We start from the raw sequence: 16,385 nt of genomic DNA, 5'->3' as shown, positions 1-16,385 counted from the left end.
TTCAGCCGAGCCCGCTCAGGTGCGACGACGGCCCCAGAAGGAGGCCAGCAGTCCTCCCGAGATGTTGTGCCACACCGAGAAGATCGCTCCCGGCAACGCCGACTCCGGGGTCATGTACTGCGCGCCGAGCCCGGCCGCAAGCCCCGAGTTCTGCATCCCGACCTCCACAGAGATCGCACGGCGCGCCGGGACATCAGCGCCGGTGAGCCGACCAGCGAGGTAGCCGACCCCGTACCCCAGGCAGTTGTGCAGCACTACGCCGAGGATCAGCAGCCAGCCCGCCGAGGCAAGCACATCCGTGGAGCCGGCGACGACGGCGAGCACCACATAGGTGATCCCGAACACTGACACCCAGGGCAGCACGGGTTGGATCGCGGCGATCAGCCGCGGCAGCAACAGACGCAACACCAGCCCTGCCACGACTGGGATCAGCACGATCTGCACGATGCTCCACGCCATATCCCCGGCCTCCACCGGGAGAAACTGTCCGGCCAGCCACAGGGTGAGCACCGGTGTGAGCAGGGGAGAGAGCAGTGTGGAGATCGAGGTCATCGTGACCGAGAGCGCCACATCGCCGCGAGCCAGATACGTGACCACATTCGACGAGGTCCCTCCGGGCACGCATCCCACCAGGACGAGGCCTGCCGCGAGCCTCGGAGGCAGCTGCAGCAGTGTCGCGATCCCCAGAGCCAGCAGCGGCATCGCGGTGTACTGGAACAGGATCCCGACGAGCACGGGGAGCGGGCGCTTCAGCACCAGCGCGAAGTCCGGCAGGGTCAGGGTCAGCCCCATGCCGAACATGATGACCATGAGCGCGTAGGTCACTCCGGCACCGAGCGGGGCGAAGGCGGCGGGAGCGAGCAGCGCGGCGACCGCGCCGCCGAGGATCAGTAGCGGGAAGATGGTGACGGCGAGCGTTGCACTGCGGGGAGAGGCGTCAGCGGCGGCACGGGTTCTGGGCGAGGAGACCATGCTCAGAAGCTTCGCGCGTTCCCGCAGGCGAGGTCAAAATGCCCAGTTCCATGCTGATGACCCGCAGGCCGCACGGGTGTCGCCCCACGGGTGCGGCGACGGTCCAACGGCACCGGTTCAACGGCACCGGTCCCACGGCATGAGTTCAGCGCCGACGTCGGGATTTCCCCGTCGGCCGGGATTTCCCCGTCGGCCGGGATCTCGACGACGGCCCGCCTCGGCCCGGACGTCCCCGGTGGCCGCGCGGAGCCCGCTGTCCCGCGGGCTTTCCCGCCTTCGCCGTGCCCCTGCAGTTGCACCTCGACCCTGGCCACGGGGCCGGTCTCCGGCGTTGTCCATCGTGCTGCGGGTGGATTCGGCCCGGCGGCCTCGGGTCACGCCGATGAACTCCTGGATCACCTCGTCGTCGCGTTCCCGCAACCAACAGAGCCCGACGTCGAAGCCCGGGTGGTCCTCCAGGCCTCGGATGACGACATCCTTGCGGGCCAGTGCCCGCGCCACGGACCGCGGCAGCACCAGCAGCCCTGCGCCGGAGGCCACCACCTCCATACTCTGCCGTTCCGTGGCTCGTGTATCGCTGGGCGGGGACCAGGCAGCCACCTCGGCCGGGTCTAAGAAGGTCTCCTCCGCCACGTCCTCCCAGGTCACCGCGTCTTCCGCGGCGGCGATCCAGTGCTCGGCCGCCGCGCAGACCACAGCGTCCTCCCGGTAGAGCCACACGCGGTGGAACACCTCGGTGTTCACCACAGGACCCTCGTCGGCGCGAACACGCAGATATCCGATGTCGACGGCGCCGCTCCGGATGCGCTCCAGCTGCCCGGTCTCCTCGAAGTAGTCGAGCTGCAACCGGATATCCGGGTGGCGCTGATGCCAGCGGGCCACCCAGCGGTCGGGGACGGCCCCGAGCAGGGCACCGAGGCGCAGCAGGGACGGGGCACCCTCCGCACCGGTCGACGGCGCGGAGTCGCCCGGGCTCATCTCAGGAGACCTTCGACCTGAGGAAGTCCACGGCACGGCCCCAGGCCAGCTGAGCCAGCTCGGGGTCGTAGGTGCCGATCAGGTTCTCGTCGTTGTGGAAGGCGTGGCCAGCGTCGTAGTAGAAGAACTCCACCGGTGCCCCGGATTCTTCGCGGATCTGCTGCTCCTGGGCTGCGGCCTGCTCCACCGGGTACATCTCGTCCTGCTCGGCGTAGTGACCCTGCACGGCGGCGCGCACACCGGTGTAGGTCTGCGGCACAGCCTGTCCGACGCCGTAGAACGGCACGGCCGCAGAGATCTTCTCGCCCTGCTGGGCGGCCAGGGCGAGGACGAACCCACCGCCCATGCAGAAGCCGATGGCCCCGAGCGTGGAGGAGGTGACCTCCTCGCGGGCCAGCAGGTGGTCCACGGCGCCGGCCAGTTTCTGGGCGCCTTCTGCGGCGGGCAGGTTGCTCATCATCTCACCGGCTTCCTCGCCGTCGTGGGTGATCCACCCGCCGTAGAGGTCTGGTGCCAGGGCGACGAACCCTTCGGCGGCCAGCCGGTCTGCCACGTCCTTGATGTGGTCGGTGAGTCCCCACCACTCCTGGATGACGATGACGCCGGGCCCGGAACCGGAGTCGGGGACGGCCAGGTAGCCGTGGGCCTCACCGTCGGCAACGGGGAAGGTGAGGTTCTGGTGCGGAGTCTTCTCGGCCATCGTGGTCCTCCATCGTGATCCTGCCTAGGGGTGGCTGCCTCGTGGTCCGGCTGCGCATCCATGACATGCATGACGCATCACCTGCAGACAGCGGGCTATCGGCCCTGGTCACCACCCTATCGGCCGTCTGCGTCACCTCCCAGGGGTCAGGGTTGGACACTTTCTGTTCACCTGTGATCGATTCCATATCGACGATGCCGGACCTCTTCTCGATCGCCCCTAAACACAAGAAATCCCAGGTCAGCGGTTCACAAGAGGGGTGCTCAAGAAGATCGCCCAAGGAGTGCAGAACCCGCCACGGGCAGGATTTCGCCAGATGATTCACTCATCTGACACCTGATCGTCATATACTTGACAGATGAAGTTTGCTCGGCAGTGGCCGTACACGTTCATCGTCGGCGTCTCCCTCCTCATCGGCATGGTCGCAGCCGTAGGCTCCCTTGCCCTCGAAGTGCCGCTGCGGGACCCGGAAGGGTTCCTCGGCCCGGCCTACATTCGGCTGCCTCTGCTTGCCCTGCTGATGTTCGCCCTGGGTATCCTGCCCGCGGCCGTGCGCCGCTGCGGATGGAAGCAGATCCCGCAGGGTGTGGTGGAAGTGGTCCGCCATGAATGGAACCTGCGCCGGGTCCTCTACATCGCCACCGGTCTGGCGACTTTCTACGTCTGCTACGTCGGCTACCGCAACTTGAAGAGCGTGCTGCCGGTCTACCGCGAAGGCACTCTCTACGACCACGAACTGCTCGAGCTCGACCGCTGGATGTTCGGCGGCACAGATCCGGCCATCATCCTGCACAACATCTTCGGCATGGACCTCACCGCGGAGGTCCTGTCCTTCATCTATGTGGCCTACCTGCCGCTGATCCCCATCACTCTGGGTGTCTTCCTGGTGCTCAGCCGGGACCTGACCGTCGGTGCCTGGTACGCGACGACGTTGAGCCTGAACTGGGTCCTTGGGACCATCAGCTACTACATCATGCCCGCACTGGGCCCCATCTACGCCCGTCCGGATCTCTACGCGCAGTTGCCTGACACCAGCGTGAGCAGTCTGCAGTCGGCGTTGATGAACAACCGCTTGGAGTTTCTGGCGGATCCGGCCACCAGTGACGTGATCCACGGTGTGGCGGCCTTCGCCTCACTGCACGTGTCGGTGACCTTCGCGGCCGCGCTGTTCATGCACCGCACCAACCAGCACCGCCTGGTCCGCTGGGTGGCCTGGGCATTCTTCGGGATGACCTTCGTCGCCACCCTGTACTTCGGCTGGCACTACATGATCGACAACATCGCCGGTGTGGCGATCGGTTGGGCGGCTGTGTCACTGGGTGCGTGGGCGACGAACCACCAGGGCGCCCGCCGTCTGGTGGCCCGCGAGCAGGGGATGCGTGAGGAGGAGGTCGGCATCGACATCGAGGCCGATGACCTCGTCTCGGCTCCGGCGCTGGCCTCGGAGAGCTCCGCCCGCAACGCCTGAGGCTCACGGGAGTCCTCACCGTCGCACGGGATTCCCCTCGCAGTTCTGGTCAGGCGGTCACTTCAATCACGCCGCGGATCAAGGCACCGAGTGCCCCGAGGGTGGCGAGCGTCATCGCCATGCGCCGGGCACCGTGGGGGGTGACCAGCTTCGAGAGCAGCCCTCCGACGGCGATGCCGATCAGCACGCTGCCGATGACCAGCGGAAAGAGTACCCAGAGATCGACCGGAAGATCACCGTCGAGGTCCACGCTGCCGAAGCTGAGCTTGGTGATGACGGAGGCCGCACCCATGGTGAGGAAGATCGGCTGCATCGTCGCCGCGAAGCTGGTGGGGCTCCAGTCGGAGACCCGCGAGTAGATCACCATCACCGGCGCCGCCACGCCTGAGGTGGTATTGAAGAACCCGCCGAGAGTGCCGGCGATGACCCCGGAGATCCGCCCATCCCAGCGGGGAAGCCGCGGCAGGCCGATGGTCAGCCCGAGCGCGCAGAGCACCAGTGCGGCCAGGATGATGGCCAGCCAGCCGGAGGAGAGCTGACCGACGAGCCACGCCCCCGGTACGGCACCGACCACCGCGAAGAGCCCCACCATCCGGTAGCGCCGCCAATCGATGCGCGGCAGCACTGCGAGCATGATGAGGAAGCCGGAGACCGTGGTGGTCATATTGGTGATGAGCACTCCGAGTCCCGGCCCGATGATGATGGTGAGCACGGGCGCGACGACGAGCCCCACCCCTGAACCGGAAAGCCGCTGAAGCACCGTGCCGACCAGCACAGCGGCAGCGATCACCGCGAGCAGGGGCAGCAGCGACATCGGGGCCTCACATCCTGGTGCGCATGACTCCCGTCCCCTCAATACGTCAGGGACAGTCGCGCAGCATCGACAGCATCGTTCTAGTAGACATTACTCTGCCGATACCCAGGAAGCTGCGGTCAAGCCGCGGAGGAACTAACCTGACCTGCGCGTTCAGCCGGTGAGAAGCAGGACGATCCCTTTATCCATTCCATCCGCTGAAGGAATTACTCACTTTTCCCATCACGAATTCGCATGGCGGATAGAATTCTGCCCCGAGCTGCCGTCCGACCTGCCTCATGGGGCGTGATACCGGACTCCTGGGACATATCCAGACATGCGGCAACATTGGTTCGCAGCTTCTCTCTGACCTTTTCAAAGATCGCCTCCGGGTCCAGTCGAAACGGAGAATGTCTCGCATCCATGGCGTAGGCCGCACCGATGACCCCACCAGCATTCGCCAGGAAGTCCGGCACAACGGTGACGCCCTGCTCGAAGAGCATCTGCTGTGCGTGCGTCTCCACGGGAAGATTGGCTGCCTCGACGACGAGCACGGCACGTATGCGATCTACGTTGCTGCTGTCGAGGACATTCTCCACGGCAGCAGGTATGAGGATCTCTGCTTCAGTGAACAGCTCACTGCCGTGAGGCACCAGATATTCCGGGAAATCTGAGATGAACCCGTCCCCGACTCTTCTCCTATGCTCCACCAAAGTCGCGACGTCCATACCCTTCACATCGGCTAATGACCCTTCAGCAGTCGAGACGGCCACCACGGAGTATCCCAAAGCATCCATACGTTGAGCCGCGGCCTGCCCCACAGCTCCGAATCCTTGGATCGCCACACGGGTTCCTTGCAGCCCCAATCGTCGTGCCGCCTCGTCCGCAGCCTCTGCCACCCCAAACCCAGTGATCCCGAGCTGATCGTATGGAACACCACCCAGCTCATAGGGAGTCCCGACGGCCGCACCTCTGGTTCCCAGCTCGTCGTTGATCACGGCCGCATCGTTCTCAGTCAGCCCCATATCCAGCCCAAAGACATACTCGTGAGGTACATGATCCGATAAGCGACGGGCAAAAGAACGAACCACCGCTTCCTTATCCGGCCGCGTCGGGTCAGCTCGGATGCCCGCCTTGGCCCCGCCGTAGAAGAGATCAACGGCCGCCCATTTCCAGGTCATGACCCGTGCAAGACGCATGACATCTTCTACCTGCACTGTAGGACTCATCCTGGTGCCGCCCTTGCCCATCCCTCGAGCCGTGTTGTCGAGGACGAGTGCACCCTGGTAGCCCAAGCGTCTGTCGTGGATCGTCACGACCTTCTCAGGCCCCCAGTCGTCAGTCAGGTCGAAGAACATCATCATCTCTCGTCTCAGCGGGCATCTCTGCATGTCAGGGCGAAAGGAGCCCCTACGCGGTCGTGGTCAGCTGGCAAGGAATGCTCCAGCCACACACAGATTCTTTGTAATCAAATAAATTCAACGCCCTGTGCTAGAGGCAATTTACCTGAGTAGTTAATTGTATTCGTCGCACGACGCATATAGATCTTCCATGCGTCTGAACCGGATTCACGACCACCTCCAGTATCTTTCTCACCTCCGAAGGCGCCACCGATCTCCGCCCCAGATGTCCCGATGTTGACATTCGCGATTCCGCAGTCCGACCCACGAGCCGACAAGAATATTTCCGCTTCAGCCTGATCCGATGTGAAGATCGCTGATGACAGCCCCTGCGGTACCTCGTTGTGGAGAGAGATCGCCTCATCGAGATCCTGGTACGTCATCACATACAAGATAGGTGCGAAGGTCTCTTCTCTCACCACTTCGGTCTGCTGTGGCATACGCACGATGGCTGGTTCGACGTAATAGGCGTCAGGGAATTCGTCGGCGAGCACCCTCTGCCCCCCGGTCACAATGGTTCCTCCGTCCATGCGCGAACGCTCCAATGCCGCCTGCATCGATTCGTAGCTCTGCCGATTGATGAGTGGACCGACCAGGACACCTTCATCACCGGGGTCACCGATCGCCAGGGTTTCGTACGCCCGGCGCAGCCTCTCCACCAGGTCGTCGGCGACCGACTCGTGCACGATCAAACGCCTCATGGTGGTGCACCTCTGCCCTGCAGTCCCTGCAGCAGCGAAAGCGATCCCCTTCAACGCCAGATCCAGGTCTGCGCTGGGCGTCACCACCGCAGCATTATTGCCGCCGAGCTCCAAGAGGTACCTGCCGAAACGGGCAGCGACCTTCGGGGCGACGTCACGACCCATCCGTGTTGAACCCGTCGCCGAGACCAGGGCCACACGCTGATCCTCCAGCAACGGCTGTGCCGCCTCACGGTCTCCGATCACCACGTGGTGCAGGCCCTCTGGTGCTCCGCACTCTGCTGCGGCTCGTCCCAGCAGCGCGTCAGTCGCCAGAGCACACAGCACCCCCACCTCTGAGGGCTTCCAGATCACCGGATCACCGGCCACGATCGCCAAGGCGGTGTTCCATGCGTACGGTGCAACCGGAAAGTTGAATGCTGTGATGACGCCGACGACGCCGAGTGGGTGCCAGGTCTCCATGAGTCGGTGACCAGCACGTTCTGAGGGCATCGTCTTGCCATAGAGCATGCGGGACTGCCCCAGTGCGAAGTCGCAGATATCGATCATCTCCTGGACTTCACCTTCAGCCTCCGAGACGATCTTTCCTGCTTCAGCGCGTACGATCGTCGCCAGATCTGACTTGTGTTCGCTCAGAAGTTCCCCCCAGCGCTTCACCACCGCGCCGCGCGCCGGGCCAGGCACCTCACGCCACACTCGGAAGGCGTGCTCCGCCCTATCGATCACATCGCGGACTTCATCAACCGTATGTGGTTCGACGGAGAGAATCTGTTCTCCTGTCACCGGGGTCGTCACCCCTCGTGAGCCGCTGAGTGCCTCCTGAGACACGCCACAAGCTTCGAGAGCCCTGGAGACCTCTAGAGTGAGGTCGCGATCATCTCGTGCAGGTGTCATTCTTATCTCCAATCAATATTTTCCAGAGAGAATATGTCTACTTTACCCTCTATTTACTTTCGCGATTTATCGAACAACTTGTACCTCTAGTTGTTCTGAGATCTCGGTCAGCGATGCATCTTCTTGTGCGCGATATAGATCATGGGGGTCCACCACACGCCGACCGATGATGGAAGACATCACCTCGATGTCATAGTCCGTGCCCTGCATCGCGTCGTCGCGGGAACCGTCCTCGGAGAGATTCGACTGGAAGATCCCTGCCGCTGACCGCGGAAGGAAGTCCTCGTAGACGATGGGGTCGGCGACGACGCGACCACTCTCCAATAGTTCGCGGAGGGTCACCGTGTCCCCGTACTGACCGCTGTCACCCCTCGGTTGAGACAACACACGATAGGTGAAGAAGGCGAGCCCAGAGAGAGCCAGTTCGATCTCCGTTCGTGGAAGCCGCTCTGCCCAGACTTCCCTGGCAACATCTGCACGAGTCCCACCTCGATTCTGGAGCCGACGGTCTACTTCTGCGACCATCTCGTCATAGACTTGACGCCCCTGGGGCGTCAGAGCGATGCCTCTCTGCTCGACTTCGCCGAATCTGACTTTCAACTCGCCCGGACCGACACGTCCATCCTCATAGCGGAAGACACGCTCTTCCGCGAGCGCCCGGAAAGACGTTTGCCGCAGCAGGACATCCGGACCATCCCAGGCTGGGGGACCCTGCACTTCATCGATCATCGTGATGCCTCGAGCTTCCATCCTCCGGTATAGCTCATCGATGTCGAGGACTCGCGGCGTCAGGTGATTGATATGAGTGGTCGACACCCCGCCGATATCCGCAGCAACGGCCGATACAGCTTCGAGCTCCTGATACCAGCTGTGCTCGACCGGCTCCTCTGACAGCCGAAATGCGCCGGTGGCCAGATCCAGGAGCTTCTCGGCCTCTTCCAGCGCAAGGCCGTCCTGAGCCGCGGCGCGATCTGCGAGTTCTAAGAGCTCCGAAGGGAAGAGGGTCCGTTCCCCCAGGAAATCTCTGAGCCGGGACTGCAGGTCTGTATCGAAGAAGCGAGGATCATCTGCGGCGAGCATGGACGTGAAGACCCGGAAAGGGTTGAGGGCCAGTTCTTCTGCCTCGATCGGACGGAAAGCGGTCGACACCACGGGTACGGAGGATTTCGAAGCGTCCCGCAGATCGTAGAAGCCCACCGGATGCATGCCGAACGCGGCGAACACTCGTGCGACCTGCGCCATCTCTTCGGGACTTCCCACTCGTATGGCACCGTGACGCTCAGCGGTCACACGTGAGATGGTTCCCAACCGTTCCGCCGCCTCACCCATTTCTCTGAGGACGTCTTCGTTCACCTCCGTTGAGACATCGACCAGTGTGGTGTAGGCGGGAACCTCTTCTCCATACATCTCGGACAGGCGTAGAGCGAACTCTGCACGAAGCTGCCAGGACTTCAGAAATTCCATGACTGTGACCTTTCAGTAGAAAGTAACGTCAGATGATGTTTGTCTCGCGCCGGACGGAGCTGTTCTGAGTAAACCGATCGATGGAGAAGGGGGACGGATCCATGAAGGACTGTCGCCCGTGGTACATATCAGTCACAAGCTCTCCGACAGCCGGCGCCTGCAGAAACCCGTGGCCGGAGAAGCCGGTCGCGTAGAAGAATCCCGAGACGTCGGCTGCCTCACCGATGAGTGCGTTCCTGTCGGGAGTGTTCTCGTAGAGGCCTGCCCACCCGCCGAGGATCTCTGTCTTGCTCAGCGTTGGTGCGCAGATGCGGGCAGCGGCCCTGAACTCTTCCATCCATTCGTAGGAGAACTCACGGCAGAAGCAGGGCTCCTGATCATGTGAGATACCGAGGAGAAGACCGTCCCTGGAGTTATGAAAGTAGAGGGTCGTCTGGAGATCCAGTGTGAAGGGGATCGTGGGAAGCGGTGTCGGACCTTCGGCACTGAACCCGATGAGCCGACGGACCGGTGTGACCGGAAGCTCGACACCGGCCATCTCCCCAATCCCCGCGCTCCAGGCGCCCGCACAGCAGATGACCGTTGGGGTGCGAATCTCACCCCTGCTGGTCGTGACGGCACTGACAGCACCGGCAGTGGTATCGATGCTCAGGACCTGGGTCCTGTCGAGGAACGTCACTCCGCCCTGGGCTGCAGACTTTGAATAGCCATGGACGACCTGCGAAGGGCGCGCATAACCGTCATCCGGTGAGTAGGAAGCACCCAGCAGTGCCTGCACATGGACCAGAGGATTGAGCTGTCCAGCTTCCTCCGGCGTGACCATGCTGCTCCGTACACCCATATCATTCTGCAGTTGAACAGCCTCAGCCATGCTTTCGCAGGCCTCCTCCGTTCGTCCGAGGAAAAGATATCCAACACGTCGGAAGCCGATATCTACGCCGAACTTCTCGGGGAACACGGAGAACTTCTGCAGCGACCTCTGTCCCAGGGCGATGTTCGAAGGATCCGAGAAATTGGCTCGGACTCCACCTAACGGCTTCGCGGAGGAGCCACTGCCGAGGTCAGATCGTTCGACGACGACGATATTCCGTACCCCGGACTCCATCAGGTGCCAGGCGATGCTGACACCAATGACCCCACCTCCGACGATCACGACGTCGGCAGCCCTCGGTTGATGGGAAGCCGTCGTCAATTCGAGGGACACCGTGTCCGCCATGAAGACCTCCCGACGCATGATCTGACGACAACCTCTTGGTTACCGGTTATCGATAACCATCATTCGACAGCTGTCCAGGAGTGTCAAGCGTCACATAAGTCTCTTCAGGGTCTCCGGTCAGCCTCGAGGCCGTGCATATTCAAGATGGTGGACCATCAGCTCAGCGGCCCGCTCGGCGTCGCCTGCTATCACGGCCGCAGCGATTCTCAGGTGCTCATCCGCGCTTTCGGCGAGATAGTGATCCGTGGCGAGGAAACGATAGAAGCCATTGACGCGGGAGAGATCCCTGAGGTTCTCGACGATGTCTGTCCACCGTCGGTTACCGTTCATACCCACCAGACCTGCGTGGAAGGACTGGTCAGCCTCAAGATAGTCCCCCATGTCATCACGCTGGGCGAGATCGACCGTTCGCTGCGCGGCAGCACGCAGGAACTCCGTCTCGGAGGTGCTGACACCGGCCGCGGCCACACGCCGAACCGCTTCGACCTCGATCTGCAGGCGGAGTTCGTAAATCTCACGCTTATCCGTGTCGCTCAGCTCCACGACACGGAAACCCCTGTTCCGCACGAGTTCCAGGAGCCCCTTATTGACAAGAGTCATCATGGCTTCCCGAGCGGGACTGTTCGATATCCCCAACTGTCTGGCCAGAGCGTTGGCAGAATAGATCTCCCCGGCGCGCATATCTCCGTTGAGCAGAGCACGACGAATCATCTGCTCCGTGGACTCCTTGAGCGTCGCCGGAGTCAATAGGCGTGCTCCGTCCGCACTACCCACACCATCCCACAGTGCCGGAACCGAGTTCATACGACACTCCTCCTTCTCCTAGGCCCGGAGCGATTCTACAAACGCCGCCCCAACAGTCTCCCCAGAGAACCACTCCCACTCCATGTCACCACTCCATGTCACCACGGTGGGCTCAGAACTATTGACAAGCATCATCATCTCCCGTTTATTGGTTATCGATAACCGGCAAGTGATGTACGACACACTGCGAGGCGGGCGAGTCCGTCGTGTCGCATCGACCACGGAGAGGCAGACATGACACCGATATCCGCTTCGGCTCCCCCGCTGGCAACCACGATCGATGACAGGATGGAAAACACCTTCGGGCCGATTGTGGAGTTCCTCGAGGAAATCGTCTTCTTCGCCGTACCGATCGGCGGCGCGGATCTACCCATCCTGGTCGTCTGGCTCATCACCGCTGGCCTGTTTCTGACGTTCTGGCTCCGGATCCGCCCGTTCAAGGATCTGAAGCTCAGCATCGGCGTCGTCCGCGGTCACTACAGCCGCTATTCGGACCCTGGTCAGGTGACCAGCTTCCAAGCACTCGCGACTGAACTCTCCGGAACCGTCGGGCTGGGAAATATCGCAGGTGTCGCCGTCGCCATTTCCATCGGCGGACCGGGCGCAACGGTATGGATCATCATCGCAGGCATCCTCGGTATGGCCGTCAAAATGTCAGAGGCCACTCTGGCTCAGAAGTACAGGCGCATCCACCAGGACGGCACAGTCTCGGGCGGCCCCATGTACTATCTGCGGGACGGCCTCGCATCGATCGGCCGCCCCACACTGGGCCGCATCCTGGGGTACACCTTTGCTGCATGCATGATGATCGCCGTCATGGGGGCCGGGAACATCTTCCAAGCGAACCAGCTGACTGCTCAGGTCATCAACACGACCGGTGGGGCTGACAGTCCGCTTGCGGGCAACGGATGGATCATCGGGCTCATCATCGCCGTCTGTGTGGGCATCGTCATCATCGGTGGCATCACATCCATCGCTCGCCTCACCAGCCGAATGGTCCCCTTCATGGCTATCATCTACGTCGGTTGCGTCCTGGTGATTCTGGCCGCGAACTACACTGCGATTCCCAGCTCATTCGGAATCATGTTCACCTCTGCGTTCACCGGAGAAGGCGTCAGCGGCGGAGTCATCGGTGTCGCCATCATCGGTATCCAGCGCGCCCTGTTCTCCAACGCCGCCGGTGTCGGTACCGCAGGTTTGGCTCATTCCGCCTCCAAGAACAGACGACCGGCCGAAGAGGGATTCGTCGCAGCCTGGGAGCCCTTCATCGATTCAGTCGTGATCTGCACGATGACTGCTCTGGCCATCATCGTCACCGAGAGCTACATCGGTTCAGAGTCAGATGGTGTGGCTCTGACTACTGAAGCCTTCGCCACGGTGCATGACCTCTTCACCATCATTCTCACGGTCTGCATCATCCTGTTCGGTTTCTCGACGATCCTGGCCTTCTCCTACTACGGGCGCAAGACGGCCGGATTCGTGTTCGGACAGAGCTACATCGCAGAACGCATCTACGACTGCGTCTACGTCGTGATGATCGTCATCGGCGCAAGTGTCTCTCTGGACACCGTCGTGCGATTCTCCGATGTGATGTTCTTTGTGGTCACAGTCCCCAATCTCTTGGGCATCTATTTCCTGGCCAAGGTGCTTCGGAACGAGATCTTCGATCTCCGCAGAGGTATGCACACGGGAACGATCCCCGTCGTTCCGAAGTCCGAACGCTCCACGCTCCTGGGCAAACCCCAGTCGGAACGTCAGAATTAAGTCACTTGGAAGCCGTGACGGCACGGAGTAGGGTCTCGCCGCGCCCAGCGGGAGCGCACACCGGGAGAGCAGATGCCTGAGCCGATTCTCAGCCTCGGCGTGATCAGCGCCGTGCTCGTCTCGGCTGTCGTTCAACGGGTATCGGGCTTCGGGTTCGGACTAGTACTGGCACCGCCTCTCGTCGTACTGCTGGGCTCACATCAGGGAGTCATGCTCGCCAACTTCCTCAGCATCATTGCCCCACTTTTCATCATGCCCCGCGTATGGCGGGACATCGACTGGCGTCGCTTCAGGATGTTGGCACTGCCCGCCCTTCTGGTCATACCCATCGCTGCCTGGTTCAGCACCCTCACTCCCCCGGGATTCCTCGACATCATCGTGGCACTGATGATCATCGTTGGTCTGATCTGCACTGTTCACATCGCGTCGACGACCCGACAGGTCGACGGAGCGGTTACTGTCACTCTGACAGGCATCGGCGCGGGTATCGGCACAGCGGTCGCTGGTGTGGGCGCCCCTGCCACGACGATCTATGCCGTTCTCTCAGGTTGGGCCACCCGTGCGATGGTCGCTACCCTTCAGCCACTCTGGCTGTTGCTCTCGGCCATGGCCTTCCTCACCAAATCCGTCATGGATCAAGGACACGTCCCAGACCTTCCATGGCAGACATGGTTCTTCTGCGCCCTCGCGATCCTCGGAGGGATCCTCCTCGGCGAACGAATTCAGAACAGAGTGGCTGATCACAAGGTGCGGCGATTCGTCATTGCTCTCGCATTCGTCGGTGCAGCGATGGCACTAGGGTCCGGCATCATGATCATCGCTTCTTGAGTCAACGTGCTCCCGAGTATCGAGAAGCTCCCCTGACGTTGAGACAGCTGAGGCTGTGACCCACCGGAATATCCGGTGGGTCACAGCCTCAGCATTCAACAGCTCTCGCCTGCAGGCCTCACTCGCCCTGGTCGAGGACGAAGGCGACCTCCAGCTCGATCTTCACCTTGTCGCCGACCAGCACACCGCCGGCCTCCAGCGCAGCGTTCCAGGTCAGGCCGAACTCCTTGCGGGAGATCGTGGTGGTCGCGGAGAAGCCGGCGCGGGTGGCGCCGAAGGGGTCCACGGCCTGGCCGCCGAACTCGGCCTCGAAGGTCACCGGGTGGGTCACACCGCGGATGGTGAGCTCACCGGGCATCTCGAACTCTTCGTCGGAGACGGCCACACCCTCGGCGCGGAAGGTCAGCGTGGGGTGCTGCGCGGCGTCGAGGAAGTCCTCACCGCGGACGTGCCCGTCACGGTCCTCGTTGCCGGAGGAGAAGGAGGAGGCCTGGACCTGGGCCTCCACAGTGGCGGTGCCGTTCTCGGCGACCTGCAGCACAGCCTGGGCCTCTTCGAAGACCGCGCGGGTCTTGGAGATGCCGGCGTGGCGGACGGTGAGCCCGATCTCGGAGTGTGCCGGGTCGAAGTTCCAGGTGCCCTGAGTCAGTGCGGCCATGATGGTTCGTCCTTTCGAAAACGAGTGTCAGAGATGTTCTGCTGTGATGCCTCGCGGTGTGCTCAACGCTGGGCCGCTAGGTATGCGGCCCAGCGTTCTCCACAGTCCTGCGAGGCGTGCATCCGGGGCAACCCCTGTCACCCAGATTTTATTTCAAATCTGCATGAGTGACATGCCACACACTTTTCGATGCCTGTCATCGCGGCGAAGTGCCCGCTGATGCCGCCCGCACAGTTGTGACCGCTAGAATCGAGGCTGGACTGACCGATGCCCCCTGCCCGAGACACCTCGGGAACCGGGGCCAATGACCGAATGAGAGGAGGCACCGTGGGGCTTCTGGACAACCTGGAACGAGGGATCGAGAAAGCCGTGCGCGGAGCCTTCTCCGGACGCGGAGGGAGCCTCGGCCCCGTGGAGATCGCCACCGCCGTACGACGCCACATGGACCGTGAGTCCTTCACGATGTCGCAGGGACGTTCATTCGTTCCCAATGTCTACCGGATCCGCCTGTCCCCGGATGACTTCGCCGAGGCGAAGAAGTACGGGGTGGCGTTGGCCGAGGAGCTGTGTGAGGAGATCATCCGACACGCCGACTCCCAGGGCTACACGCTGCGCGGACCGGTGCGCGCCACCTTCGTGAAGAACACTGATCTGCGCCGCGGACAGCTGCACATCGAATCCAGCACTGAGAAGGGCGCCGTCCCCTCAGCACACCCCGTCGCTGCCGCCGCCCCGGCCGCCGGATCGCACACCGGGCTCAGCGCAGGCCAGCCTGCGGCCCCCGCCGCGCCGTCAGCACCGTCCTCCTACGATCTCGACGCCACCACAGTGAACCCCGCCGTCACCCGGGCCCCCCGTGTCCTTGCCGTCGTCGAGCACGACGGCACCCGCCACGAGCTCGAGGCGCACACCGTCGTCGGCCGCTCCTCCCAGGCGGGCATCTCCATCGCCGACTCCGGGATCTCCCGCCGTCACATGGAGATCTACCGCCAGGGCGATCACTTCTATGCCCGGGATCTCGGCTCCACCAACGGCACCTACGTCGACGGCGAGCGCCTCGACCCCCAGGCCCCCGGTACGGAACTCTTCGACAGCGCCCTGATCTCGCTGGGCGGAGCGCGCCTGCGCTTCCGCACGGTCACCGAGAGCTGAACCGGATGAGCGAACTCGCCGTCACCGTTCTGCAGTTCGGGCTGCTGCTGCTGCTGTGGATCATGATCCTCTCCATCGTCGCAGCGCAGAGCCGTGACCTGATGATCTCCAAACGCTCGCGCACCCCACGTGACGACGCCGGCCGCGGCAAGGACCGTCGCCGTCGCCGCGAGACCGCCGTCGCGGCGGGTCCGGCTGGGGCACCGGCCACGACGGCGACCACCCATCCCCCGGCCCACCCCTCCGGTCAGAGCCAGGACCCGGCACCGACGCAGGAACCCGCGCCCTCGGCCCAGCGGCCCCGGCCGCGCGCCCTCGTCGTGGTCGAAGGTCCCGCCGCCGGCACCGAAGTGGAGCTGGGCTCGGCGCCGGTGATGCTCGGCCGCGCGCAGGAGTCCACCCTGGTGCTGATCGATGACTACGCCTCGGGCAAGCACGCGCGGCTGTTCCCCCAGGGGTCGCGGTGGTTCATCGAGGACCTCGGCTCCACCAACGGCACCTGGCTGGGCGAGGAGCAGCTGACCCGCGCCGCCACCGTGGAACCGGGTGAGCGGATCCGCATCGGCAAGACCGTCCTGGAACTGAGGGCCTGA

Annotated in this window: 15 protein-coding genes; 5 read left to right on the top strand and 10 right to left on the bottom strand. The window is 63.0% G+C overall.

Annotated elements, in window-relative coordinates; all coding sequences use genetic code 11:
- Positions 1 to 15 precede the first annotated feature (15 nt).
- From RIL96_RS11110 to RIL96_RS11100, 3 genes are all read right to left on the bottom strand, one after another.
- Positions 16 to 972: a bile acid:sodium symporter family protein gene (locus RIL96_RS11110; protein ID WP_310549092.1), complete on the bottom strand. Its 957-nt coding sequence runs from the start codon at positions 970 to 972 to the stop codon at positions 16 to 18.
- Positions 973 to 1,089: 117 nt separating this feature from the next.
- Positions 1,090 to 1,950, bottom strand: a complete 861-nt coding sequence (locus RIL96_RS11105; RefSeq protein WP_310549091.1) for a LysR family transcriptional regulator substrate-binding protein — start codon at positions 1,948 to 1,950, stop codon at positions 1,090 to 1,092.
- A gap of 1 nt (position 1,951) precedes the next feature.
- Entirely contained in the window at positions 1,952 to 2,650 is a 699-nt protein-coding gene (locus RIL96_RS11100) for a dienelactone hydrolase family protein (protein WP_310549090.1), read from the bottom strand.
- Between the two features lie 358 nt (positions 2,651 to 3,008).
- On the opposite strand from RIL96_RS11100, the gene RIL96_RS11095 reads away from it, so the two are divergent.
- Entirely contained in the window at positions 3,009 to 4,118 is a 1,110-nt protein-coding gene (locus tag RIL96_RS11095; protein ID WP_310549089.1) for a phosphatase PAP2 family protein, read from the top strand.
- Between the two features lie 49 nt (positions 4,119 to 4,167).
- Here the strand turns inward: RIL96_RS11095 and RIL96_RS11090 are convergent, their stop codons facing one another.
- From RIL96_RS11090 to RIL96_RS11065, 6 genes are all read right to left on the bottom strand, one after another.
- Positions 4,168 to 4,932 (bottom strand): TSUP family transporter, encoded by a 765-nt coding sequence (locus RIL96_RS11090; RefSeq protein WP_310549088.1) that lies wholly within the window; start codon positions 4,930 to 4,932, stop codon positions 4,168 to 4,170.
- A gap of 206 nt (positions 4,933 to 5,138) precedes the next feature.
- A complete protein-coding gene (locus tag RIL96_RS11085) occupies positions 5,139 to 6,269 on the bottom strand; it encodes a Glu/Leu/Phe/Val family dehydrogenase (protein WP_310549087.1) in 1,131 nt (376 codons plus the stop codon).
- A gap of 110 nt (positions 6,270 to 6,379) precedes the next feature.
- The gene (gene amaB / locus RIL96_RS11080; protein WP_310549086.1) at positions 6,380 to 7,906 is read right to left on the bottom strand and encodes an L-piperidine-6-carboxylate dehydrogenase; all 1,527 of its coding nucleotides are present in this window, start codon (positions 7,904 to 7,906) and stop codon (positions 6,380 to 6,382) included.
- A gap of 66 nt (positions 7,907 to 7,972) precedes the next feature.
- Complete coding sequence (gene hglS / locus RIL96_RS11075; protein ID WP_310549085.1) at positions 7,973 to 9,370, bottom strand: 2-oxoadipate dioxygenase/decarboxylase; 1,398 nt, start codon at positions 9,368 to 9,370, stop codon at positions 7,973 to 7,975.
- Positions 9,371 to 9,398: 28 nt separating this feature from the next.
- Positions 9,399 to 10,586, bottom strand: coding sequence for an NAD(P)/FAD-dependent oxidoreductase (locus RIL96_RS11070; RefSeq protein WP_310549084.1), 1,188 nt, complete (start codon positions 10,584 to 10,586; stop codon positions 9,399 to 9,401).
- A gap of 117 nt (positions 10,587 to 10,703) precedes the next feature.
- Positions 10,704 to 11,390: a GntR family transcriptional regulator gene (locus RIL96_RS11065; RefSeq protein WP_310549083.1), complete on the bottom strand. Its 687-nt coding sequence runs from the start codon at positions 11,388 to 11,390 to the stop codon at positions 10,704 to 10,706.
- 234 nt (positions 11,391 to 11,624) lie between these two features.
- Between RIL96_RS11065 and RIL96_RS11060 the strand changes: the two genes are divergently transcribed.
- Both RIL96_RS11060 and RIL96_RS11055 read left to right on the top strand, forming a co-directional pair.
- Positions 11,625 to 13,154 (top strand): alanine/glycine:cation symporter family protein, encoded by a 1,530-nt coding sequence (locus RIL96_RS11060; RefSeq protein ID WP_310549082.1) that lies wholly within the window; start codon positions 11,625 to 11,627, stop codon positions 13,152 to 13,154.
- 72 nt (positions 13,155 to 13,226) lie between these two features.
- Complete coding sequence (locus RIL96_RS11055) at positions 13,227 to 13,982, top strand: TSUP family transporter (RefSeq protein ID WP_310549081.1); 756 nt, start codon at positions 13,227 to 13,229, stop codon at positions 13,980 to 13,982.
- 118 nt (positions 13,983 to 14,100) lie between these two features.
- Here RIL96_RS11055 and RIL96_RS11050 read toward each other — a convergent pair whose 3' ends face one another.
- Positions 14,101 to 14,640, bottom strand: coding sequence for a YceI family protein (locus RIL96_RS11050; RefSeq protein ID WP_310549080.1), 540 nt, complete (start codon positions 14,638 to 14,640; stop codon positions 14,101 to 14,103).
- 327 nt (positions 14,641 to 14,967) lie between these two features.
- Here RIL96_RS11050 and RIL96_RS11045 point away from each other — a divergent pair, with 327 nt between their 5' ends.
- Together RIL96_RS11045 and RIL96_RS11040 are read left to right on the top strand one after the other, a co-directional pair.
- Positions 14,968 to 15,792 carry an FHA domain-containing protein gene (locus RIL96_RS11045; RefSeq protein ID WP_310549079.1) on the top strand — a complete coding sequence of 275 codons (825 nt, stop codon included), beginning with the start codon at positions 14,968 to 14,970 and terminating at the stop codon, positions 15,790 to 15,792.
- 5 nt (positions 15,793 to 15,797) lie between these two features.
- Positions 15,798 to 16,385 (top strand): FHA domain-containing protein FhaB/FipA, encoded by a 588-nt coding sequence (locus tag RIL96_RS11040; protein WP_310549078.1) that lies wholly within the window; start codon positions 15,798 to 15,800, stop codon positions 16,383 to 16,385.

This window comes from Nesterenkonia aerolata, from assembly GCF_031470965.1.
In the GTDB taxonomy this organism is placed as follows: domain Bacteria; phylum Actinomycetota; class Actinomycetes; order Actinomycetales; family Micrococcaceae; genus Nesterenkonia; species Nesterenkonia aerolata.
Note: the sequence above shows the minus strand (reverse complement) of the source record. Positions and strands in the feature narration are given on the sequence as shown.